We start from the raw sequence: 22667 nt of genomic DNA on the forward strand, positions 1-22667 counted from the left end.
GACGAGTGCCCGCATTGCGGCGAGGCGCTCCATCACCATCGTGCCGATGACGCGCCGCCCTACTTCACCATGCTGATCGTCGGCCACATCATCGTCCCGATCATTCTCGCGGTTGAGGTCGAATATGGCCCGCCGGTCTGGATCCAGATGACCATCTGGCCGCTTCTCACCGCCGCACTCTCGCTTCTGCTGCTTCCGCGCATCAAGGGCGCGGTTGTCGGCCTGCAATGGGCCCAACGCATGCACGGCTTCGGCGGCGAAGTTCACGACTAGTCTTCTGGACAGCCCCGATCCCGCCGGGCATCCTGACCGGAAACGACATTCAAGAAACCGGGACGGAAACATGGCAGAGGGACAGACGGGCGCTTTCGACCCGAAACAATCGCGCGACCAGGAATATCGCGATGGCAGCGCGGGCCGCGCCGTGCGTCCGCGCGATGCGGCAACGCTGATCCTTGTGCGTAACGATGGCGCGAGTCCTCGCGTGCTGATGGGCCAGCGCCACGCCAATCACAAATTCATGCCGAACAAATTCGTCTTCCCCGGCGGGCGCGTCGATCCGGCGGATAGCCGCATTCGTCCGGTCGAAGATCTGCGCCCCGAAGTGGCGCGGCTTCTGCTCGCGCGCATGCGCGGCACGCCGTCGGAAAATCGCGCGCGGGCGCTTGCGCTTGCAGCCATCCGCGAAACCTTCGAGGAAACGGGGCTAGCTGTTGGCCGCGTGATCGAGACACCGCAGACGAGCAAGCACAAGGACTGGAACGCCTATTTCTCCGCAGGCGTGTCGCCTGCGCTCGGCGCGCTGGAGTTCGTCGCTCGCGCCATCACGCCGCCCTATCGCACACGCCGCTTCGATACGCGTTTCTTCATTGCCGATGCCGAACATATTCACGGCGACCCGGCGCATGTCACTGGTTCCGGCGAATTGCAGGGATTGCACTGGATCGGCATCAAGGAAGCCGAAGACCTCGATCTGCCGAACATCACCCGCGTCGTGCTTGCCGAGATCGATGAACGTCTGCGTCAGAGCGCGGCGGCCCAGCGCGAGAGGCCGGTGCCCTTCATCCATTTCCGCAGAGGCGACGCCGTCCGCGACACGCTGGAGGGATGATGACGAGTGAAGCGCCCCTGCGCCCGCGCAGCGTCCGTCCGCGCGACGCAGCGAGTCTCGTGCTCGTCGATAAGCGAGATGACGAACCGCATATTCTGATGGGACGCAGACATGCCCGCATGTCCTTCGTTCCCGATGCCTTCGTCTTTCCCGGTGGCAAGCTCGATGCGGATGATTTCATCGCCCGTCCGGCGACCGAACTGCCGGCCTCGGTGAATTTCGGCCCAAAGGCGCGCGCACTCGCAATGGCGGCAATCCGCGAAACATTCGAGGAAACGGGCCTCCTTCTCACCTCGCCGGGCGACGTGGGGGCGGAAGCCGCGCAAAGCTGGGCGCATTTCCGCGAGCGCGGCATCGCTCCTCGTCTCGACGCGCTCTCGCCGCTCGCCCGTGCCATCACCCCCACGGAAAGTCCGATCCGCTTCCATGCGCGTTTCTTCACGGCGTCGGCCACGGCGCTGGAAGGAACGCTGGCGGGAAGCGGCGAACTTGAAGACCTCGACTGGTATCCCCTTTCGGAAGCGCTGAAACTTCCGATCATCGACGTCACCGAATTCGTGCTGCACGAGATAGCCCGGCGGCAGCGCGGCGAGCCGGATCGCGTGCCGCTTTACAGCTACCGCAACGGGCAACCGCTCAAACACCGCTGACGCCGGGGCAAAGCGACGCGGGCAGGTGGAAACCTTGCCTCGCCCCGGCTAGACTGCCTCCCGCATCGCGACAGGCGATGCAGTCACAACATCAAGGGCCGTCATCCGTGCGCCATGCCGCGCAGCGAAACTGACGATGACGCATGACCACTCAGACGAACCTCTCCACTCAACTCACATCCGCTGAGCGCCGCCGCGGCATTGCAGCCGCCATCGCCTGCCTGACCGTCGTAGGCGCATGCCTCGGCGCCTCCATGCCCTTCCTCGCGCTGGTTCTCGCAGGCCAGGGCGTGCCGCCGGCGATGATCGGGCTCAACTCGGCCATTCCCTCTCTCGCCGGCCTCATCGCCACACCCTTCATTCCGAAGCTGATGCAGCATGTGCCTGCGAACCGGCTTGTCGTGGTGAGCCTCATTCTCGCCGCCGGGGCAATGATCGGCTGCTACCTCGTCCCAAATTATTGGGCCTGGTTCCCGCTCCGCGCGATCATCGGCGCGACGATCACCATTGCCTTCGTGATCAGCGAAATCTGGATCAACGCGCTGGCCGATGAAAAGACGCGCGGCCGCATCATGGGCATCTATGGCGCGGTGCTGGCGATCGGCTTCGCCGCCGGTCCCGTGGTGCTCTTCCTCGCAGGCTCGGAAGGCTTCCTGCCCTTCGGCCTCATCGCGGGCCTCGCGCTCGTCGCCTGCATTCCGGTGCTCATGGCAGGCGACACAGCCCCCGGTGGCGAGGGCCACGCGCCAAGCCGCTCCTTCGCCGCCTTCCTGACCGTCGCGCCCACGGCGACGCTCGCCGCCTTCGTCTTCGGTGCGGTGGAGCAAGGCGTGATGAACCTCCTGCCCATCTACGGGACCAGGATCGGCCTCACATCGCAGGTGGCGGCACTGGTGCTCACCGCCTTCGCGGCTGGCAACATTCTCTGCCAGATCCCGCTCGGCATTCTGGCCGACCGGATGAACCGCCGGCTGCTGCTCGCCATCTGCGGCGGACTGGCCGGGGGAATCATCGCCTTGCTTCCGCTCGTTGCAGGCACCCTGCTCGTCTTCCCGGCAATCTTCGTCTTCGGAGGCATGGTGACGGGGCTCTATTCGGTGGGCCTGACGCTCCTCGGCCAGCGATTCCATGGGCCGGACCTTGCCTCGGCCAATTCGGCCTTCGTCATGTGCTACAGCATCGGCGCCCTGATGGGGCCACCCATCGGCGGGGCCGCCATGCAGGCCTGGGTTCCCCACGGACTCCCGGCCTCAATGGCGATTTTTGCCCTTGGATACATGGTTTTGGCCCTCTGGCGGTGGCGGACGGCCAGGGACAACCCGGCGGCCGGCTGAGGGAAAGCTCAACGGATGGCTTGACTTAACGGCTGCGGTGAGTAGTCTCCGGCGCAATCCGCACATCCCACCGATGGCGAGACGAACCCTCGCGGGCGCCTCTGGCCGACCCGCCCAATTGAAGGATTTCGCGCCATGGCGAAGCCGGCTTCGATCAAGATCAAACTCGAGAGCACCGCGGACACGGGCTACTTCTACGTGACGAAGAAGAACTCGCGCACGATGACCGAGAAGTTCACGATCAAAAAGTACGACCCGATCGCGCGCAAGCACGTCGAGTTCAAGGAAACCAAGATCAAATAAGGCTCGATGGGACAATGTCCCGTCGCCTTGTGAATCAGAAAGGCCGGTCCAATGGACCGGCCTTTTTCATTTGCCTGAAGGTTCGGCGGCAAGAGTGGCCGGCCGGAAATTCATGGCTTAACAGAGGAGGCCACTCCACCACCACGTTCCGACCGGCCGTGCCCCACGGACCCAGGAGATGCGGCGGACCTGAGCATCCCGTGAGGACACAAACGCTGCCCATGATTTCGGTTTCCTTCACCCCCCAGCTAGGGAAACCGGCACGGCAGCGAAAGCAATTCGATTAAATTTGAGCGTATCATTCCGGTGCAGTCAACTGAAGTCGAACACGAACGCCCACGTCCAATTCAATGATTCAATATGAAGAAACGTGGTTAAGGCCCCGTCGAATGAATCGAGCGAGGCCCTTCTGCCGCAACGGCAAAGCACCTGCAGCATCGCCTTAAGAGCGACATCTAACCCATTGACCTTAAGTTATTTTCAGGCCGCTTCTGCGACGACGCGATTACGGCCGTCGCGCTTGGCGCGGTAAAGCGCGGTATCGGCGCGCACCAGCAGGTCCTTGCCTGTATCGGTGCCCATTTCGGTCACGGCGATGCCGATGCTCACAGTCACGTTGAGCGTCACCGTCGGCTCAATGCGGAAGGGAGCTTCCGCCACCTTCTGCCGAAGGCGTTCGCCGACCATGAAGGCATAGGACACATCCGTGTCCGGCATCACGACGACGAACTCCTCGCCGCCGAGCCGGCAGGCGAGATCGACGCCGCGGACATTCTGCTGGATACGCTGCGCGAATTCCTTCAGCACCGCGTCGCCCGCCGCATGGCCATGGGTGTCATTGACCGCCTTGAAGAAGTCGATGTCGAAGATGAGCAATGAAACCGGCTTGCCGGAGTGGATGCCCTCTTCCACCAGCGCATCGAGGTGGCTCTCCATGTAGCGGCGATTGTAGAGGCCCGTGAGACCGTCCGTGACCGCCAGTTCGAGCCCCCGCTGGAACTTGTCGCGCAGATAATCCTGATAGCGTTTGCGGCGAAGCTGCGTGCGGCAGCGGGCCACCAGCTCGTTGCGGTCGACCGGGCGCAGCAGGTAATCGTTCACGCCCATGTCGAGCGCGCGGACGAGGCGCGTCATGTCGCCCTCCTCCACGATGGCGAGAATCGGCGTCTGCCGCGTCGACTCGAGCGAGCGGAGCTGCGAGCAGAGACGCAGCCCATCGGACTCCTGCAACGTCAGGCTGACGATCAGCAGGTCGAAATCCCCGACGCTGGCGAGTTGCACCATCTCTTCCGGCGTTTCGGCGACTGTGACCGTATGCTCGATCGACAGCGCCTCGCTCATGCGCTTGAGCGATGTCGGGCGGTCGTCGAGAACGAGGGCGCGGCCCGGTTCGGCCATCAGCATCTTTTCGGTGCTGGTGCCGACGAAGGCGCCGATGCGCTGCCCCGTCGCCTCGCGCATGCGCAGCTCGTCCGTCACCATCTTAAGGCGAACCAGACTCTTCACCCGGGCAAACAGCGCCAGATCGTTGACGGGCTTGGTCAGAAAATCGTCGGCGCCTGCTTCGAGCCCCTGCACGCGATCGCGCGGCTGGTCGAGCGCCGTCACCATGATGATGGGGATGTGTTCGGTCTGGGGCGCGGCCTTGAGCCTGCGGCAGACCTCGAACCCGTCCATGCCGGGCATCATGACGTCGAGCAGGATGATGTCGGGCTGCTGGGCGGTCGCGACTTCGATCGCCTCGGGGCCGGACGCGGCCTTGAGCACGTCGAAATATTCGGCCGTCAACTTCGCGTCGAGCAGCTTCAGATTTGCGGGAACATCGTCGACAATGAGTACGCGCGCGGTCACGGTGCCCTTACCTCAGGAAACGCTGCACCGTCTCGAGAAACTGCGTCACGGAGATGGGCTTCGAGATATAGGCTTCGCACCCACCCTCGCGGATCTTCTCCTCATCGCCCTTCATGGCGAAGGCCGTGACGGCCACCACCGGAATGGAGCGCAGGCTGTCGTCTTCCTTGATCCACTTGGTGACTTCCAGGCCCGACACTTCGGGAAGCTGAATGTCCATGAGGATCAGATCGGGGCGGTTCTTGCGCGCGATCTCGAGCGCCTCGATACCGTCTCGGGTCTGAAGCGTCTCATAGCCATGCGCATCCAGAAGATCATGGAAGAGCTTCATGTTGAGCTCATTGTCCTCGACGATCAGAACTCTCTTGGTCATCGCATCCATAGCTCCAAGACTCCCCCAGTTGCCGGGCACGGCCGGCGCCACGATACTGCCACAGGCAGGTCGGGCTTGATTCCCGGTCCTCTGGCGTTCCATATGACGCCAATATCCTTAACAAGGTCTTTAAATGGACGGCCGGTTTGCAGCGATTTAATCCGAACCCGCGCCATGCTTAACGAGTTATTGTAGAGCGGGGTTTGAGATGAAGCCGGAACAGGCTGAAATCATTGCCATTCAGGCTCTGGGGCATATCGCCGGAGATGACGAGCTTCTGTTCGCGTTTTTCGACATAACCGGACTTTCGCCCGACGAGCTGCGGGCCCGCGCGAGCGAACCCGAGATTCTGGGCGGTGTGCTCGACTTCCTCCTGATGGACGAAACCCGCCTGCTCGACTTCTGCGCCGCCGCCGAGCTTCGGCCTGAATTGCCTAGGATTGCGCGCCGGCTCCTTCCCGGCGGCGAAGAGGTGCACTGGACATGACGACGACCGCTCCCGCCACGCCGCATCTGCGCGGCCTCGATCCGCTCGCGCTCCACGAAGATGTGGCGCCGCAGATCGAAGCCCTGCGTCTCGAACGCGGAAAGCCGCTCATCGTCTCCGATTGCGACGAAGTGCTGATGCAGTTCATCGCCGGGCTCGAACTCTATCTGGAAACACAAGGACTCTGGCTCGACCTTCAGAGCTTCGCGCTGACTGGCAACATCAAGCGCAAGGACACGGGCGAATCCCTGCCCGCCTCCGAGATGCCCGCGCTGATGCAGGGATTTTTCGCCTCATCCACGCATTCGCTGATCCCGGTGCCCGGCGCGGCGACGGCGCTCACCGCGCTTTCCACCCGCGCGCAGGTTGTCGTGCTCACCAACGTGCCGTTCTCCGAGAAGGAAACCCGCGTCCGGAACCTCGCCGCCCACGGCATGGCCTATCCCGTCATCGCCAACAAGGGCCTCAAGGGCGGGGCCGTAAAGCGGCTGGCCGAAATCGTCGATGCGCCGGTCGTCTTCCTCGACGACATTCCGCATAACCTCGCCTCGGTGGCGGCCGCCCATGCGCCGACGCATCGCGTGCATTTCATCGCCGATCAGCGCCTCGCCAAACTCCTCGGCCCGTCCGAGCACAGCCATTTCCACACGACCGACTGGGCCAAGGCGCACGACTTCATCTCGGCCCGGCTCGAAGAGGATGGTTTCTGAGCCATGCGCATCGGCATCGACCTCGGCGGCACAAAGATCGAAGGCATCGCGCTCGGCACCGGCGGAGGCGAACTGGCGCGGAAGCGCATCGCAACGCCCGGTTCCTATGATGCGACCGTCGCCGCGATCCGCGACCTTGTCGCCTCGCTGGAGCAGGAAACGGCGGCGCGCGGCACGGTGGGCATCGGCATGCCCGGCGCCATTTCGCCGGCGTCCGGCCTCGTGAAGAACGCCAACAGCACTTTTCTCATCGGCAAGCCCTTCGATCGCGATCTCGAAGCAGCTCTTGGCCGCGAAGTCCGGCTCGCCAATGACGCCGATTGTTTCGCGCTGTCGGAGGCGACGGACGGCGCGGGCGCAGGCGCACCATCCGTTTTCGGCGTGATCCTCGGCACGGGCGTCGGCGGCGGCATCGTCGTCAATGGACAGCTCCTCTCCGGTCCCAACGCCATTGCCGGCGAATGGGGCCACAATCAGCTTCCCTGGATGCACCCCGACGAATTGCCCGGCCCCGATTGCTATTGCGGCAAGAAGGGCTGCATCGAAAGCTGGAATTCGGGGCCCGGCTTCGAGGCCGAATATGTCCGGTCCGGCGAAGATCCTATGACGACACATGAAATCGTCGCGGCCGCCGAAGCCGGACAGCGGCCTGCCCGCCTCGCGCTCCGCCGCTATGCCGACCGGCTCGCCCGCGCGCTCGCCCATGTCATCAACATCATCGACCCGCATGTGATCGTGCTGGGCGGCGGCATGTCGAACGTCGCGTCGCTTTACGACGAGGTGCCGGCGCGCTGGGGTTTTTACGCCTTCACCGATCGCGTCGACACGAAGCTCCTTCGCAACAAGCATGGCGACTCGAGCGGCGTTCGCGGCGCGGCGTGGCTCTGGCCGGAGGAAGGGTCCGCATGACGGAGGCGGCGCCTCGGCCCGGTTTCTGCCGCGACTGCTTCACGGCAGTCACGGAGGACGTGACGCGCTGCCCCGCCTGCAATCGCCCTCGCCTCGTCTTCCATTCCGAAATTCATGATCTCGACATCGCGCATCTCGACTGCGACGCCTTCTATGCCTCGGTCGAAAAGCGCGACAATCCGGAACTCCTCGACAAGCCGTTGATCATCGGCGGCGGCAAGCGCGGCGTGGTCTCGACCTGCTGCTACATCGCCCGCATTCGCGGCGTGCGCTCCGCCATGCCGATGTTCAAGGCGCTGGAAGCCTGCCCCGAAGCCGTGGTCATAAAGCCGAACATGGAGAAATACACGCGCGTCGGACGCGAAGTGCGGCAGATGATGCGCGAGCTGACGCCGCTCGTCGAACCGCTCTCCATCGATGAGGCCTTTCTCGATCTCACCGGCACGGAGCGGCTGCACCATGCGAGCCCCGCCCTCACCATGGCGAAACTTCAGGCGCGCATTCAGAAGGAAATCGGCATCACCGTTTCCGTCGGCCTCAGCTATTGCAAGTTCCTGGCGAAGATAGCATCCGACATGGACAAGCCGCGCGGCTTCGCCGTCATCGGTCGGGAAGAAGCGCTGGAATTTCTCGCTCAGAAGCCCGTCTCCTTCATCTGGGGCGTCGGCAAGGCCTTCGAGCAGAAGCTGATGAAAGACGGGATCAGCCGTATTTCCCAATTGCAGAAGATGGAAGAAAGCGACCTCATGGCGCGCTACGGCGTCATGGGCAGACGCCTCTGGCGTCTCGCGCGCGGGCTCGACGACCGCTCCGTCTCAAGCGCGAATGTCGCCAAGAGCATCTCTGCCGAGACGACATTTCTCGATGACATTGCCGACGCGGCAGAGCTTGAGCGGCGCCTCTGGCCGCTCTGCGAGAAGGTGGCGGAGCGCAGCAAGGCCGCAGGCGCCTCGGGCCAAACAATTGTGCTCAAACTCAAGACCGCCGACTTCAAGACGCGTACACGGAGCGTCACCCTTCCAGACCCGACGCAGCTTGCGGAAGTGATCTATCGGGTCGGCGCGCCGCTTCTGGCGAAGGAAGCCGACGGCACGCCGTTCCGCCTGCTTGGTATCGGCCTCGGCCAGCTCCTCGACGGTCAGTTGGCCGACCCTCCCGACATGCTGGACCCTTCGGCGACGCGCCGCGCGGAAGCCGAACGCGCCATGGACAAGGTGCGTGCGAAATTCGGCGCAGGCGCAATCATCAAGGGACGCGGCATCAAGAGTTGAGACCGAGATCCCTCTCGATGCGCCGCACCCAGTCTTTCACCGCCGGAAACTCGGCAAGGTCGAAGCCCGCCTCATGCGAAAGGCGCGTGTAGGCGACGAGGGCCAGATCGGCGAGCGTCAGCTTTTCGCCGACGAAATATTGCCGGGCCGCAAGATGCCCTTCCATGACGCCGAGGGCGCGCTTGCCCTTCTCGATCAGCGATGGATCGATTTCTCCATCCGGCTTTTTCAGGATATGCGCGTAATAGCGGCGCACGGCGATGGCCGTTTCGTGGCTGTACTGCTCCCAGAAAAGCCACTGGTTCATCAGCGCGCGATCGAAGGCGTCCGTTGGAATGAGGTCTGAGCCTTCGGCCAGATATTGCATGATGGCGTTCGACTGCGCGAGCGGCCTGCCATCGTCGAACATGACGGTGGGAACCTGCCCCGCCGGATTCATCGCCAAAAAAGCCGATGTGCGGGTTTCGCCCTTTGATAGGTCGACTTCAACCCAGCGATAGGGAATGCCGAGGCGATCGCAGACGAATTTGACCTTGTGGCAATTGCCCGAAATCGCGTTTCCATAGATTGTCAGCATGCATCCCTCGTCAGCAGCTTCCCGGCTTGAAATACTCGATCTGGCTCAGTTCGCCGTTCAGCACCACATCGTCGTAATGCATGACGAGCGAACTCATGACGCCGTTCGGGAACATGCGAAAGCCCATCTCGAAGCTCGGCGTGCCGTCCTGCTCGTCATTGCCCTTGTCAAAATAACTCATATGCACGGGCCAGGCATGGACCGAGCTCAAGGCGTCGGCCGTGCCCCTGTTCTTGATGCGGACCTTGCGCGCATCGATGGGCGCGTCGCCCGCCGTTCCGATAAAGGCGGTGATGGCGGTCGGGCCGTCCTGCGTGCCGTCGAAAAGCGGCGCGGCGAAAACGCCCTTGCCGTCCGCCGCCGCCTTCAGCAGCGCCAGATTGAACGCCGTGGGAAAAAGAACCTCTTTGGACAGCGTCTCCGGCGCCTTGCCCTGCTGTTCAAGATGCACATGCCCGCCATTCCGGAACGCATGACCGCTGACCCGCGCGGTCACCTTGCCGTCGGTATATTCGGTCCGGTCGAAGCGGAATTCGTTGCCGTCGAGCGACTCCCAGGAACTCAGCCGGATGTCGCTGGTGGTCGTGCCGCCGTTCCCGTCGCCCAGATTGGTCACGACCCGCTGGTCGGAAATATAGCCCTCGCAGCGCGGCCCGCCGCGCCATTCGACAACCATGCGGCCAGAGACCGCGTCCGTGTCTCCCATCGATTTCATGGCGTCGATGGAAAGATCATAAACCGCACGATGCATCTGCATGGCGAGCGCCGGCGCGGCGCTTCGCGTCTTCGCTGCCCAGACAAGCATGGCCGCAAGAGCGATGGCCACGACCGCCGCGCCCACCAGGAGTCCGCGTGAGCCCGTGAGGCCCCGCTGCCGCAATCCAAACCACTCCCGCATTTATGGGTATTGTCCTTCCGAAGTCGCCGTCGCCCGCCAGACTTCCCTTTTTCTACCTCAACCCATGGGATAAACCAAAGCATCAGGTATCAGACCTTAGAGGCCCGCCGTGCCATCTCCGCTGCCCCGCCTGCTCGTCACCAGAAAGCTTCCCGCCGATGTCGAGGCGCGGCTCGACCGGAACTACGACGCCGAGACCAATCCGACGGACGTCGTGCTCACAGCCGATGAGCTGGTCGCCCGGGCGGAGGGCAAGGATGCCCTTCTCGTGACGCCCGCCGACAGGCTCACCGCCGGGACAATCGCCCGGCTGCCCGCCTCCATTCGCGTCATCGCGAGTTTCTCGGTCGGTTACGACCATATCGACGTCACGGCGGCGGAGGCGCGCGGCATTCCGGTTACCAACACACCCGATGTGCTCACTGACGCGACCGCCGACATCGCGCTGCTGCTGATCCTCGGCGCGGCGCGCGGCGCGGCGGCGGGCATGGCCGCGATCCGCGAAAACACATGGAAGAACTGGGCGCCGACCGGAATGCTCAGCACCGACATCAGGGGCAAGCGGCTCGGCATTCTTGGCATGGGGCGCATCGGTCAGGCGGTCGCGCACCGCGCCCGCGCCTTCGGCATGGTCATTCACTATCACAATCGCAAAAGGCTCGACGCGGCGACCGAACTTGGCGCTCATTTCCACGCGACCGCGGACGAGCTTTTCGCCGCCTCGGACGTTCTCTCGATTCATTGCGCCTCGACGCCGGAGACGCGCCGGCTGGTCAATGCCCGTACTCTCGCGCTGCTGCCCCAGGGCGCCATTGTGGTCAACACGGCGCGTGGCGACATCGTGGACGACGAGGCGCTGATCGTAGCCATAAAATCCGGCAAGCTGCGCGCTATAGGTCTCGACGTCTACGCGAACGAACCCAATATTGACCCACGCTACAGGACGCTGGAAAACGCCTTCCTGCTTCCCCATCTCGGCAGCGCGACGATCGAAACCCGCAATGCCATGGGCTTTCGCGCGCTCGACAATCTCGATGACTTTTTTGCAGGACGCGAACCGCGAGACCTCGTGAGAAGCTGACCGCATGATGCGGTCTTGATAAAGACCGACGAGAGTCCATATCGAATTTTTATGTGCAAGCCGCGCATTATCCGGGTGTCAACAAGCGGATCCCGGTAATGCCACGCAACATTGAACCACATTCTTCCCTCTCGGCTCCGCACAGCGAGGAGCCGGCCTCATCCAGTGGCTCCGACAATCTGCCTGGGCCAGCCGCGCCCTTCTGGGAAGCGCTCGCCATACTGACGATCGTTTTCATGCTCGTCATTTTCGTCAATATTGCCGCTGGAATGCTTCAACTGAACCAAACGAAACCACCGGCTCACGATACCGCCATGTCCCCCGCAGACAGCGCCGGGCAGTCGACGCTGCGCAATTGAACGAATTTCATTTTCCTTCCCCAATCGGCATCGACGGATTAGGTATTACCCCTGTCCATCGAGATGAAACGAAGCGGAGACAGGAAATGACAGGCAGGATCGACGCGCGGCTTTCGGAACTCGGCATCGCGCTTCCCAAGGCAGCAGCACCGATGGCCAATTACGTCCCCTGGGTCGTCACCGGGAACCTCGTCTTCATTTCGGGCCAGGGCCCGGTGGGGCCGACCGGCGTCGAATATACCGGCAAACTTGGTCGCGACCTCGACGCCGAACAGGGCAAGAAGGCGGCGCGCCTCGTCGCGCTCAACATCGTCGCCCAGCTTCGCGAAGCCGTCGGCGGCGATCTCGACCGCGTGAAGCGCTGCGTGAAGCTCGTCGGCTTCGTCAATTCGACGCCGGAGTTCAACCAGCAGCCCGCCGTCATCAACGGCGCGTCGGACCTCATGGTCGAGATTTTCGGCGACGCAGGCCGCCACGCGCGTTCCGCCGTCTCCGCACCGAGCCTCCCTGTCGACATCTCGGTCGAAGTCGAAGCGATTTTCGAGATTGAGTGAAGGGAACCACAGGCTCTAGAGTCGCCCTATGGGTGACGCCGAACAAGCCATCATCAAGGTCGCGCAAGGGCTCGGCGCCGTCGATCCGGCGGCGTGGGACGCTTGCGCGAACCCCGTGGGCGAGCCCTTCAATCCCTTCGTCTCCCATGCCTTTCTGAGCGCGCTGGAAGATAGCGGCTCGGCGACGCGGCGCACCGGTTGGGCGCCCTATCACCTGCTTCTCGAAGACGGATGCGGCGGGCTTGCTGGCGCCATGCCGATGTACCTGAAGAGCCATAGCCGCGGCGAATATGTCTTCGACCACGGCTGGGCCGACGCCTATCAGCGTGCGGGCGGCAACTACTATCCGAAGTTGCAGGTCTCGGTTCCTTTCACGCCCGCGACCGGCCCGCGCCTGCTGACACCATCGGGACCGGGCCGGGAGGCCGCAGAAGACCAGTTGCTCGCAGGCGCAATCGAAGTCGCGCGGCGCATGGGCGTTTCCTCGATCCACTGGACCTTCCTGCCCGAGCGGCAATGGAAGCGCCTCGGCGCTCAGGACTGCCTTCAACGCACCGATCAGCAGTTCCACTGGCACAATCGCGGTTACAAGACCTTCGACGATTTCCTTGCCGACCTCTCCTCGCGCAAGCGCAAGATGATCCGCAAGGAGCGCGAGCGCGCGGTGGAGAATGGCGTCGAGATCGAATGGGTGACGGGTGCCGACCTCACCGAAGATCACTGGGACGCCTTTTATGCGTTCTACATGGACACGGGCAGCCGAAAATGGGGCAGCCCCTACCTCACGCGAGAATTCTTCAGCCTCATCAATGAACGCATGCCGGAGGACACCCTGCTCGTCATGGCGAAGCGCGCCGGGCGCTATGTCGCGGGCGCACTCAACTTCATCGGCGGCGACGTTCTTTTCGGCCGGAACTGGGGCGCCATCGAGCATCATCCATTCCTGCACTTCGAGTGCTGCTACTATCAGGCGATCGACTTTGCGATTGCGCGCGGCCTTTCCCGCGTGGAGGCGGGCGCGCAAGGCGAGCACAAGCTCGCGCGGGGCTATCTCCCCTCAAAAACCTATAGCGCGCACTGGATCGCCAATGCTGCCTTCCGCGAGGCCGTGGCGGAATATCTGGAGCGCGAGCGGATTTACGTCGACCGCGACGTCGAAGCTCTTGGCGAATATTCGCCATTCAGGCACGATCTCGCACCTGACGCCGACGCGCATATGCAAGAGGACGATTTCTGAGAATGGCCTACGACAACAACAATATTTTCGCGAAGATCCTTCGCGGCGAGGCGCCCAGCTTCAAGGTTTACGAGGACGAGCGGACATTCGCCTTCATGGATGTGATGCCGCAGTCGGAAGGCCACACGCTGGTGATCCCGAAGGTGCAGGCGGAAAACATCTTCGACCTCCCGCCGGATGACGCGGCAAACCTCATTCAGGTTACGCAGAAAATCGCCGTCGCCGTGAAGCGCGCCATCAAGGCGCCGGGCATCATGATTGCGCAGCTCAACGGCTCGGAAGCAGGCCAGACCGTCTTTCACATTCACATGCACGTCATCCCCCGCTGGAGCGGCGCGGACCTGAAGCTGCATGCGCGCGAGATGGCTGACTTTGAAGTGCTGAAAGGCCAAGCGGAGCTCATCAAGGCGGAACTCGCCAGAGGCTGAGAAGAGCCCCGCGCGAAATGAAAAAGCCGCCGGAGCAATCCGGCGGCTTTCTCGTTTTCAGTCCAGGCGCACTCAGCCCATATGGAAGGCGCAGAGCTTGTTGCCTTCGAGGTCGCGGAAATAAGCACCGTAGAAATTTCCGCCGCGCAGGCCCGGTGCACCTTCGTCCGTGCCGCCGAGCGCAAGCGCCTTGGCGTGGATCTTGTCGACATTCTCGCGCGAGCCAACGGCCAGCGCGACCATGTTGCCATTGCCGACCGTTGCCGCCTTGCCATCATAGGGGGCGATGACACCGAGCATGGGGCCGCCATTCGACCAGAGGATGAGGCGGTCGCCATCTTCCATCACACGCTTCGCGCCAAGAAGGCCGAGAAGTTCGTCATAGAAGGCGCCCGCCTTTTTGCGGTCGTTGCTGCCAAGCGTTACATATCCGATCATTCTGTCCTCCCGTTTGGGTTATTGGATTTTGTCGCGGGAGTGTACAGGGCGACGCTTGGGAAGCGAACAGGAACCTTCGGGAAGATCGCCAGAAATGAAAGCGGCCATGAAGCTGAAACTTCATGGCCGCCTTGGTTCTTGCCGCCTGCACGCCTATTCGACGAGCAGCGGAACCTTGGGCGTCGTGCCGCCATTGCCGTTGTCGCCGCCGCTCTTCGGCGCGCCGGGTTTCCTCGGCGAACCGGGCTGACGGGGCGTCGCCTCCTCGATGTCGAAGACGAGCACATCGCCTTCGCCCACCCTGACGGTGACGTGCCCGCCCTTGGTGAGGCGGCCGAACAGCAACTCGTCCGCCAGCGGCTTCTTGATCGATTCCTGAATGACGCGGGCAAGAGGCCGCGCACCCATCTGATCGTCGTAACCGCGCGCGGCGAGCCACTTGTTCGCTTCCGGCGTCAAGGTCACCATGACATTGCGATCCGCAAGCTGTGCGTCGAGTTGCAGCACGAACTTCTCGACCACATTCGCAATGATTTCCGGCGTCAGCGGCGCGAAAGGAACGACCGCGTCGAGACGGTTGCGGAATTCCGGCGTGAAGAGCCGCTTGATCGCGTCTTCGTCCTCGCCGGCACGCTTGCCGCCGCCGAAACCAATCGCGTTCTTCGCCGCTTCCGAGGCGCCCGCATTCGTCGTCATGATGAGAACGACATTGCGGAAGTCGATCTTCTTGCCGTTATGGTCGGTCAGCTTGCCGTGATCCATGACCTGCAACAGGATGTTGAACAGGTCCGGATGGGCCTTCTCGATCTCGTCGAGCAGCAGCACGCAATGCGGATGCTGATCCACGCCATCGGTGAGCAGGCCGCCCTGATCGAAGCCGACATATCCGGGCGGCGCGCCGATGAGACGCGAAACCGTGTGCCGCTCCATATATTCCGACATGTCAAAGCGGAGCATCTCGACGCCGAGGATCGAGGCGAGCTGCCGCGCGACTTCCGTCTTGCCGACGCCCGTGGGCCCGGAGAAGAGGTAGGCGCCGATGGGCTTCTCGGGCTCGCGCAATCCGGCGCGGGCAAGCTTGATCGAAGCCGAGAGCGCTTCGATGGCCTTGTCCTGGCCAAAGACGACGCGCTTCAGTTCCTTGCCGAGGTCCTTCAGCTTCTCGGTATCGGTCTTCGAGACGGACTTTGGCGGTATGCGCGCCATCGTCGCGATGACGCTTTCGATCTCGGTGACGCCGATGGTCTTCTTGCGGCGCGATTCCGGCAGCAGCATCTGCGAGGCGCCCGCCTCGTCGATCACGTCGATCGCCTTGTCGGGCAGCTTGCGGTCATGCATGTACTTTGCCGACAGCTCGACGGCTGACTTGATGGCGTCGTTCGTGTAGCGGACCTTGTGGAAGTCCTCGTAGTAGGGCTTCAGACCCTTCAGGATCTTGATCGAATCCGGGACGGTCGGCTCTGCCACGTCGATCTTCTGGAAGCGACGGACAAGCGCACGGTCCTTTTCGAAGTGCTGACGATATTCCTTGTAGGTCGTCGAGCCGATGCAGCGCAGCGTGCCGCTGGCAAGCGCCGGCTTGAGCAGGTTCGAGGCGTCCATCGCGCCGCCCGACGTCGCGCCAGCGCCGATCACCGTGTGGATCTCGTCGATGAACATGACCGCGCCCGGATAGGCTTCGAGTTCCTTGATGACCGCCTTGATGCGCTCCTCGAAATCGCCGCGATAGCGCGTGCCCGCGAGCAGCGTGCCCATATCGAGCGAGAAGATCGTCGCATCGAGCAGCACCTCGGGCACCTCGCCCTTGACGATGCGGCGCGCGAGCCCCTCGGCAATCGCCGTCTTGCCGACGCCGGGATCACCGACGAAGAGCGGATTGTTCTTCGAACGGCGGCATAGAATCTGAATCGTGCGCTCGACTTCCTTCTCGCGCCCGATCAGCGGATCGATCTTGCCGGACCTCGCCTTCTCGTTGAGGTTCACGCAATAGGCGTCCAGCGCCTCGGTGGAGCGCTCCTTGCCGTTCTTCGGCTTTTCGCGCTGCTCGCCCTCATTGTCCGAGGCGCCGCGCACCGGGCGCGACTCGTTCATGTCGGCGCGCTTGGCGATGCCGTGACTGATGTAGTTCACGGCGTCGTAACGCGTCATGTCCTGCTCCTGCAGGAAATAGGCGGCGTGGCTCTCGCGCTCGGCGAACATGGCCACGAGCACATTGGCGCCCGTCACCTCGTCCCGGCCCGAAGACTGGACGTGGATCACGGCCCGCTGAATCACGCGCTGGAAGCCTGCCGTCGGCTTCGAGTCCTCACCGTCGTCGACGACCAGACTCGACAGTTCATTGTCTATGTAATTGGTAAGCTGCTGGCGGAGGACGCCGAGATCGACATTGCAGGCCCGCATGACGGCGGCTGCGTCTGAATCATCCAGCAAAGCCAGCAACAGATGTTCGAGCGTCGCATATTCGTGATTACGGTCATTGGCCAGCGCCAGTGCCCGATGTAGGCCTTCCTCCAGACTGCGTGAAAATGTCGGCACTTAAGACCTTTCCTTCCGCTGCGCGTCAGCCCTGTGACCCAACGAGTGACTAAAACAACCGCTCCGAATGTTACTCTCTCTCCATCGTGCATTGCAGCGGATGTTGGTGCTGCCGCGCGAAATCCATGACCTGGGTGACCTTCGTCTCCGCAACCTCATACGTATAGAGACCGCAGATTCCGACGCCGTGCTGATGCACATGCAGCATGATCCGGGTCGCATCTTCCCGCCCCTTGTTGAAGAAGTGCTCCAGCACAAGAACCACGAACTCCATGGGAGTGTAGTCGTCGTTCAGCAGAAGCACCTTGTACAAGGAGGGCTTTTTCGTTTTCGGCTTCGTTTTCGAGATGACGCCGGTATTCGTACCCTCGTCATCTCCCCGCCGCGTGTCGTCAGACATGCCCCGATCCTGCAAAATCACTCAAACCGGCCAATCTCCCATCCCGGCAAGCCGGATTTCGACGCTCGACCATCAATCCAAGCCGGAAGCACGCTTCCGGCCCGTCTATTAGATAAGCCAAATTCGCCAATTTCAAAGCCCGATCCGCTGCAATCTCCGCGGCCATGCCCGGGCGTTCATCGTCGTTGCGAAAATGGGGCCTGGCGACCGCCAATATCGAGCATAGACTGAGTCGGAAGCCACGCCGGTCAGCGGCCATCTGACGTGCGGTCGATACCGCCATGGTGGTTCAATTTGGGTGAAACATGCCCAAGCTTCGGGAATCGCGACCTTTTTTTGGCATTTTCATGGCTGCCGGGGATTCACAAGGCGACTCGGCACAGTTAGAGTAACCACAAGGTGAAGTTGCGTATTCGCCGCGCTTGTCCGGCAGGGGCAGGCGAAGATAAAGGGGTTATCGGGGTATGTTTTTGTCTTCGCTCGCGATCGCACCGTCAGGCCACGCATTGCCCAGACTGCGCCGCCAAGGTGTGGCGTTCGTATGCGCGGTGCTCGTTGCCTGTCTTGCCTTCTCGACGGTTGCGGAAGCCAAGACCAAGAAGCACCGCCGGCATAGCGAAGCTGGCGGCTTCACGCCGACTGCGGCCTCACTCGTCGTCGATTACTATTCCGGTCGCGTGCTCTATTCCAGCAACGCCGATGCGCAGACCTATCCCGCCTCGCTGACCAAGGTGATGACGCTTTATCTTCTGTTCGAGCGTCTGCAGCAGGGTACCATATCGCTCAATTCGCGCGTCCCGATCTCGACTCATGCCGCCAATCAGGCGCCGTCGCGTCTCGGCCTCCGTCCCGGTCAGACGATCCGCGTTGAAGACGCGATCCTCGCGCTGGTGACGAAGTCGGCAAACGATATCGCGGTCGCGCTGGCAGAATATATGGGCGGTACCGAAAAGGATTTTGCCCGGCTGATGACGGCGAAGGCGCGTGCGCTCGGCATGAGCCGCACGCAATACATGAATGCCTCAGGCCTGCCCAACAAGGGACAGCTCACCACGGCCCGAGATCAGGCCACGCTCGCCAAGCGCGTGCAGACCGATTTCCCGCAGTATTTCCGCTATTTCAGCACTGAGGAATTCGCCTGGAACGGCGCAGTCATCAGGAACCACAACCACCTGCTCGGAAAATATGAGGGCGTGACGGGTCTCAAGACCGGTTACACCGCCGCTTCCGGCTTCAACCTCACGACGACCGTCAAGCGCGACAACAAATCCCTGATTGGCGTCGTCCTTGGCGGCAAGACATCGCGCGCGCGAGATCTGCAGATGGTGGCGATCCTCGACCGCGCCCTGCCCAGCGCCATGGCCATGCGCGACACAGGCACCCGACTCGCTTCCGCCACCCCGCGCCCCACGACGCAGGCCGGTATTTCCAACGGCGACCGGCAGGCGCTCGCTTCCCTCGTCTCCCGCGACGAACCCGATCCGGATGAAGAGTCCTATACCGGCACCGAGCAGGTCGCGAGCCTGACGGCCCCGACGCCCGCTCAACCGGTGGCGCAGTCGCAGCCGCCAGTGGTGAAGCCTGTGAAGCCCGCCGTCCCGGTTCAGTCAGCGTCGCTCGGCTCGCCCGCCCCGGCCAGGTCCGTCCCCATTCTGAATGCGGAGCCTGCGGCGCAACGTGTCGCTTCGGTCGAGCCCACCGCACCGGTTGCAGCCGCGCGATCCGCCTCCGCGCCCATCGACCGCGCCACCGCCTATGCGCTTGCCGCCATCCACAAGGCTGAAGGCCCGGTGCGGACCGCAGGCCGCGAAATCGGCAGCCTCATCGTGACGCCGGCGCAGGCGAGCGAAGGCAACCAGGCAACGCAGTACGCCACCGGTCAGAAGATCGATCTCGCGCAGGCTTCCACGAAGCCGGCCACCGCGCGCTCCGGCCATAGCTGGCATGCCGGCGATCCGCTCATTCCAGAAGGCACATGGGTCATTCAGATCGGCGCCTATGCGGACCAGGCCGATGCGGTCGATCGCATCCGCTCGGCCATCAAGGCAGCGCCCGAACTCGGCAAGGCAGTTCCGGTGACAGTCGCGGTGAAGACGGCCGACAACCGCACCCTCTACCGTTCCCGGTTCGGTGGCTTTGACGATGAGCGCGACGCACGTAAAGCCTGCGGTCGACTGGCACGCCAGAGCATTTCCTGCGTCACCATCCCGCCCGCAAACTGGGCCATGCCCAAGGGCGAGAGGGAAAGGCAGCGGGGTTAGCCGACGCTCGGGCTTTGCGCTTCGTCGCCCGCCTGGTCCGGTGAGGACTCGCCTTGCGGTTCGCCTTCTCCCTCTTCCGCCGCCGCCTCGGTCGGCACTTCCGCGCTCTGTACGCGGGGCATGGGTAGTTCGAGCACGTCCAGCAACGCCCTGACTTCCGCCCGCGCAGCCACATGCGACATCGACATCTGCGCCTCGACGCCTTCCTGACGAAGGTCGAGCAAGGTCAGGCCGGACGGAAACATTTCACGAAAGATGACACGCTCGCCCACGCCCGGCGCAAGACGGAAGCCGATGCGCGCCGCCAGCGACTCCAGCACGCCCTCGACGCGCCGCTTGTTCTTGGCTGCGAGCGACGACAGACGGTTCCTCATCACGACCCAGTCGATCTTGCCGCCATCACGCATGACGCGCCGCTTGCGGCTTTCCCAGACCATTTCGCTGTAGACGCTCGGGCCCTTGATCTTCCAGCTTTGCGGATCAACGCGGCCCAGAAGGTCGAAATCGACAAAGCTGTCGTTCATCGGCGTGATGAGCGTGTCGGCGGTCGCATGGGCAAGCCGCGACAGGTATGAGTCGGCGCCGGGGCAGTCGATGACGATAAAGTCGTTCTCCGCAGAGAGCCGGTTGAACTCCGCCTCGAAGGCCGCCCGCTCGATTGCCTGCGCCTCGGTGACCGTGTCTGCGTCCGAACGGGGAATCACGACATGGTCCGGCATGACGAGTTTCACGCCATTCGCCTCGGCCCAGGCCTTGCGGTTCTCCACATAGCGCGTGAGCGAGCGCTGCCGGCTGTCGAGGTCCATCGAGCCGACTCGCGCTCCTTCATGCAGCAGAAGCGCAATCAGATGCATGGCGGTGGTGGTCTTGCCCGACCCGCCCTTTTCATTGCCCAGCACCACAATGTGCGCCAGCCCCTTGCCCGGCATCGTCTCCGTCATCGCCCCGTACCTGTACGCCTGGTGAACTTGTAGCAGAGTGTGGGTTCGGCCGCCCGGCGTCAATCGCGACACCGGCCAACCCCGAATCCCCCATACCCTTCTGATAATGCGATTAGCGGCTTTCTCAAAATCCGATCCTGCCCATTTAATAATCCTGATGAAACGGCGGGCAAAACCGTGCAGACTTCCGCATAGGGAAGTCCGCGCGGTTCGTCAAAAGGGGGGCCGCATTGATGATGCACTCACAATTCAGCCTGAGAAGTCTAGAGGTCTGCGTGGTCCGTCGGTAAAGCGCCGGGGACCAAACGGCTGCGCGTCGTCTTCCCGTTCTGTGGTTAAGCGGTGGATCGTCGATCCTCCGAGGCAACACATTTCGAACGAATGAGGGGACGATGACTGCAAATCCGAATTCGCCAGGGGCTGGCGACATTTCCGAAGATGTCAAAATTCTGCACGACATGGGCTACGCCCAGGAGTTGAGCCGCTCGATGGGCGCCTTCTCCAACTTCGCCATTTCCTTCTCGATCATCTGCATCCTGTCTGGCGGCATCAACTCGCTGGCCCAGGCGACATCCGGTGCCGGCGGTTTCGGCATTGGCGTAGGCTGGCCGCTCGGCTGCGCGATCTCGGGCGTCTTCGCCCTCGCCATGGCTCAGATCAGCTCTGCCTATCCGACGGCTGGCGGCCTCTATCACTGGGGTTCGCTGCTCGGCAACCGCTTCACCGGCTGGCTGACGGCCTGGTTCAACCTGCTCGGCCTCATCACGGTTCTCGGCGCCATCAATGCCGGTACCTGGACCTTCTTCGTCGGCGCCTTTCCGGGCCTCGGCATTGAAAACAATCTCACCAACCAGATGATCTTCCTCGCGATCATCACGGGCGGCATGGCGCTCATCAATCACTACGGCATCAAGCTCACCGCGATGCTGACCGACTTCTCGGGCTATCTCATCTTCGCAACGGCGATTGCCCTTACGGTGGTTTGCTTCGTCTTTGCCGAGACCTGGGATTTCGCCCGCCTCTTCACCTTCCACAACTATTCGGGCGATGTTGGCGGCGGCGTCTGGCCGCAGGTCTCCAACAACTGGGTCTTCCTGCTCGGCCTGCTGCTTCCGATCTATACCATCACCGGCTATGACGCCTCGGCGCACACGTCGGAAGAGACCGTGAAAGCCGCCCACGCTGTGCCGCGCGGCATGGTCCGATCGGTCATCTGGTCAGCGGTCTTCGGCTACATCATGCTCTGCTCCTTCGTGCTGCTCATTCCGAACATGGACGAGGCGGCGAAGCAGGGCTGGAACGTGTTCTTCTGGGCGATGGACGCCCGCGTTCCCGGCGGCCTCAAGGAAGTTCTCTATATCGCGATCTTCATCTCGCAGCTTCTTTGCGGCCTCGCGACGGTCACCTCCGCTTCGCGCATGATCTTCGCCTTCTCGCGCGACGGCGGCCTGCCCTTCTCGAAGATTCTTTCGAAGGTTTCGCCGAAGCGCCGGACGCCGGTGGCGGCGATCTGGACCGGTGCGACGCTCGCCGTGCTCTTCGTCTGGGGCTCGTCGCTCGTCTCCATCGCCGGAACCTCGGCCTATGCGATCGTCGTGTCCTGCACCGTCATCTTCCTCTTCTTCTCCTTCGCGATCCCGATCACGCTCGGTCTCTTCGCCTATGGCACGTCGAAGTGGCCGAAAATGGGCCCGTGGAACATCGGCCGCGGCGCCTACTCCCTGGTGGCATTGCTCTCCGTCGCGTCGATCATCCTGATCTTCGTCATCGGCGTGCAGCCGCCGAACGACTGGGCGCTCAAAATCACGGTCGGTTTCCTGGTCGTGACCGCGATCATCTGGGTTCTGTTCGAGAGCCGGCGTTTCCAGGGTCCGCCCACGGGCGAACTCGCAGCCGAACGTCTCGCCAACATCAAGGCGGCTGAAGCCGCTGTCGGCGAGACCACGAAAGTCTGACGTT

General features: G+C 62.8%; 24 protein-coding genes. 16 read left to right on the plus strand and 8 right to left on the minus strand.

Annotated features, from left to right (window positions below; translation table 11 throughout):
* The 5 genes from ABFC66_RS17015 to rpmG all read left to right on the plus strand — a co-directional run.
* Positions 1-273: DUF983 domain-containing protein (locus ABFC66_RS17015; RefSeq protein WP_346742168.1), on the plus strand; the 273-nt coding region annotated here is incomplete at its 5' end.
* 70 nt (positions 274-343) lie between these two features.
* Positions 344-1111 (plus strand): NUDIX hydrolase, encoded by a 768-nt coding sequence (locus tag ABFC66_RS17020; RefSeq protein ID WP_346742169.1) that lies wholly within the window; start codon positions 344-346, stop codon positions 1109-1111.
* The gene (locus ABFC66_RS17025; protein WP_346742170.1) at positions 1111-1761 is read left to right on the plus strand and encodes an NUDIX domain-containing protein; all 651 of its coding nucleotides are present in this window, start codon (positions 1111-1113) and stop codon (positions 1759-1761) included. The genes ABFC66_RS17020 and ABFC66_RS17025 overlap by 1 nt, the downstream gene beginning before the upstream one ends.
* A gap of 143 nt (positions 1762-1904) precedes the next feature.
* Entirely contained in the window at positions 1905-3095 is a 1191-nt protein-coding gene (locus ABFC66_RS17030; protein WP_346742171.1) for an MFS transporter, read from the plus strand.
* 135 nt (positions 3096-3230) lie between these two features.
* On the plus strand, positions 3231-3398 hold the full coding sequence (rpmG, locus tag ABFC66_RS17035) for a 50S ribosomal protein L33 (RefSeq protein ID WP_325405477.1): 168 nt from the start codon (positions 3231-3233) through the stop codon (positions 3396-3398).
* A 480-nt stretch (positions 3399-3878) separates the two neighbouring features.
* Here rpmG and ABFC66_RS17040 read toward each other — a convergent pair whose 3' ends face one another.
* The gene (locus ABFC66_RS17040; protein ID WP_346742172.1) at positions 3879-5249 is read right to left on the minus strand and encodes a PleD family two-component system response regulator; all 1371 of its coding nucleotides are present in this window, start codon (positions 5247-5249) and stop codon (positions 3879-3881) included.
* Positions 5250-5256: 7 nt separating this feature from the next.
* A complete protein-coding gene (locus tag ABFC66_RS17045; protein ID WP_346742173.1) occupies positions 5257-5622 on the minus strand; it encodes a response regulator in 366 nt (121 codons plus the stop codon).
* Positions 5623-5830: 208 nt separating this feature from the next.
* Here ABFC66_RS17045 and ABFC66_RS17050 point away from each other — a divergent pair, with 208 nt between their 5' ends.
* The 4 genes from ABFC66_RS17050 to ABFC66_RS17065 are packed head-to-tail and all read left to right on the plus strand — an operon-like array spanning position 5831 to position 8999.
* Positions 5831-6109: a DUF3572 domain-containing protein gene (locus tag ABFC66_RS17050; RefSeq protein WP_346742174.1), complete on the plus strand. Its 279-nt coding sequence runs from the start codon at positions 5831-5833 to the stop codon at positions 6107-6109.
* Positions 6106-6819: a hypothetical protein gene (locus ABFC66_RS17055; RefSeq protein ID WP_346742175.1), complete on the plus strand. Its 714-nt coding sequence runs from the start codon at positions 6106-6108 to the stop codon at positions 6817-6819. Before ABFC66_RS17050 ends, ABFC66_RS17055 begins: the two co-directional genes overlap by 4 nt.
* A gap of 3 nt (positions 6820-6822) precedes the next feature.
* Positions 6823-7728 carry an ROK family protein gene (locus ABFC66_RS17060; protein ID WP_346742176.1) on the plus strand — a complete coding sequence of 302 codons (906 nt, stop codon included), beginning with the start codon at positions 6823-6825 and terminating at the stop codon, positions 7726-7728.
* Entirely contained in the window at positions 7725-8999 is a 1275-nt protein-coding gene (locus ABFC66_RS17065; RefSeq protein WP_346742177.1) for a DNA polymerase IV, read from the plus strand. The genes ABFC66_RS17060 and ABFC66_RS17065 overlap by 4 nt, the downstream gene beginning before the upstream one ends.
* On the opposite strand, the gene ABFC66_RS17070 is transcribed toward ABFC66_RS17065, so the two are convergent.
* Together ABFC66_RS17070 and ABFC66_RS17075 are read right to left on the minus strand one after the other, a co-directional pair.
* On the minus strand, positions 8989-9573 hold the full coding sequence (locus ABFC66_RS17070; protein WP_346742240.1) for a glutathione S-transferase family protein: 585 nt from the start codon (positions 9571-9573) through the stop codon (positions 8989-8991). The genes ABFC66_RS17065 and ABFC66_RS17070 overlap by 11 nt on opposite strands.
* 13 nt (positions 9574-9586) lie before the next feature.
* Positions 9587-10456 (minus strand): DUF1849 family protein, encoded by an 870-nt coding sequence (locus ABFC66_RS17075; RefSeq protein ID WP_346742178.1) that lies wholly within the window; start codon positions 10454-10456, stop codon positions 9587-9589.
* 127 nt (positions 10457-10583) lie between these two features.
* On the opposite strand from ABFC66_RS17075, the gene ABFC66_RS17080 reads away from it, so the two are divergent.
* The 5 genes from ABFC66_RS17080 (at position 10584) to ABFC66_RS17100 (ending at position 14133) form a co-directional block, all read left to right on the plus strand.
* A complete protein-coding gene (locus tag ABFC66_RS17080; RefSeq protein WP_346742179.1) occupies positions 10584-11555 on the plus strand; it encodes a D-glycerate dehydrogenase in 972 nt (323 codons plus the stop codon).
* A gap of 98 nt (positions 11556-11653) precedes the next feature.
* Positions 11654-11914, plus strand: a complete 261-nt coding sequence (locus ABFC66_RS17085; protein ID WP_346742180.1) for a hypothetical protein — start codon at positions 11654-11656, stop codon at positions 11912-11914.
* Positions 11915-12000: 86 nt separating this feature from the next.
* A complete protein-coding gene (locus tag ABFC66_RS17090) occupies positions 12001-12468 on the plus strand; it encodes a RidA family protein (RefSeq protein ID WP_346742181.1) in 468 nt (155 codons plus the stop codon).
* A 28-nt stretch (positions 12469-12496) separates the two neighbouring features.
* Positions 12497-13705: a GNAT family N-acetyltransferase gene (locus ABFC66_RS17095; protein ID WP_346742182.1), complete on the plus strand. Its 1209-nt coding sequence runs from the start codon at positions 12497-12499 to the stop codon at positions 13703-13705.
* 2 nt (positions 13706-13707) lie between these two features.
* Positions 13708-14133, plus strand: a complete 426-nt coding sequence (locus ABFC66_RS17100; RefSeq protein WP_346742183.1) for an HIT family protein — start codon at positions 13708-13710, stop codon at positions 14131-14133.
* A gap of 72 nt (positions 14134-14205) precedes the next feature.
* Here the strand turns inward: ABFC66_RS17100 and ABFC66_RS17105 are convergent, their stop codons facing one another.
* From ABFC66_RS17105 to clpS, 3 genes are all read right to left on the minus strand, one after another.
* Positions 14206-14571: a VOC family protein gene (locus tag ABFC66_RS17105; RefSeq protein ID WP_346742184.1), complete on the minus strand. Its 366-nt coding sequence runs from the start codon at positions 14569-14571 to the stop codon at positions 14206-14208.
* Positions 14572-14724: 153 nt separating this feature from the next.
* On the minus strand, positions 14725-17106 hold the full coding sequence (clpA, locus tag ABFC66_RS17110; RefSeq protein WP_346742185.1) for an ATP-dependent Clp protease ATP-binding subunit ClpA: 2382 nt from the start codon (positions 17104-17106) through the stop codon (positions 14725-14727).
* Between the two features lie 70 nt (positions 17107-17176).
* Complete coding sequence (clpS, locus tag ABFC66_RS17115; RefSeq protein WP_152216103.1) at positions 17177-17506, minus strand: ATP-dependent Clp protease adapter ClpS; 330 nt, start codon at positions 17504-17506, stop codon at positions 17177-17179.
* A 464-nt stretch (positions 17507-17970) separates the two neighbouring features.
* On the opposite strand from clpS, the gene ABFC66_RS17120 reads away from it, so the two are divergent.
* Positions 17971-19767, plus strand: coding sequence for an SPOR domain-containing protein (locus tag ABFC66_RS17120; protein WP_346742186.1), 1797 nt, complete (start codon positions 17971-17973; stop codon positions 19765-19767).
* Here ABFC66_RS17120 and ABFC66_RS17125 read toward each other — a convergent pair.
* Positions 19764-20708 carry a division plane positioning ATPase MipZ gene (locus tag ABFC66_RS17125; protein WP_346742187.1) on the minus strand — a complete coding sequence of 315 codons (945 nt, stop codon included), beginning with the start codon at positions 20706-20708 and terminating at the stop codon, positions 19764-19766. The two genes, ABFC66_RS17120 and ABFC66_RS17125, sit on opposite strands and share 4 nt — an antisense overlap.
* A 392-nt stretch (positions 20709-21100) precedes the next feature.
* On the opposite strand from ABFC66_RS17125, the gene ABFC66_RS17130 reads away from it, so the two are divergent.
* Entirely contained in the window at positions 21101-22663 is a 1563-nt protein-coding gene (locus ABFC66_RS17130) for an amino acid permease (RefSeq protein WP_346742188.1), read from the plus strand.
* Positions 22664-22667: the final 4 nt, after the last annotated feature.

Origin of the sequence: Parvibaculum sp., assembly GCF_039680535.1 — a bacterium.
In the GTDB taxonomy this organism is placed as follows: Bacteria; Pseudomonadota; Alphaproteobacteria; order Parvibaculales; family Parvibaculaceae; genus Parvibaculum.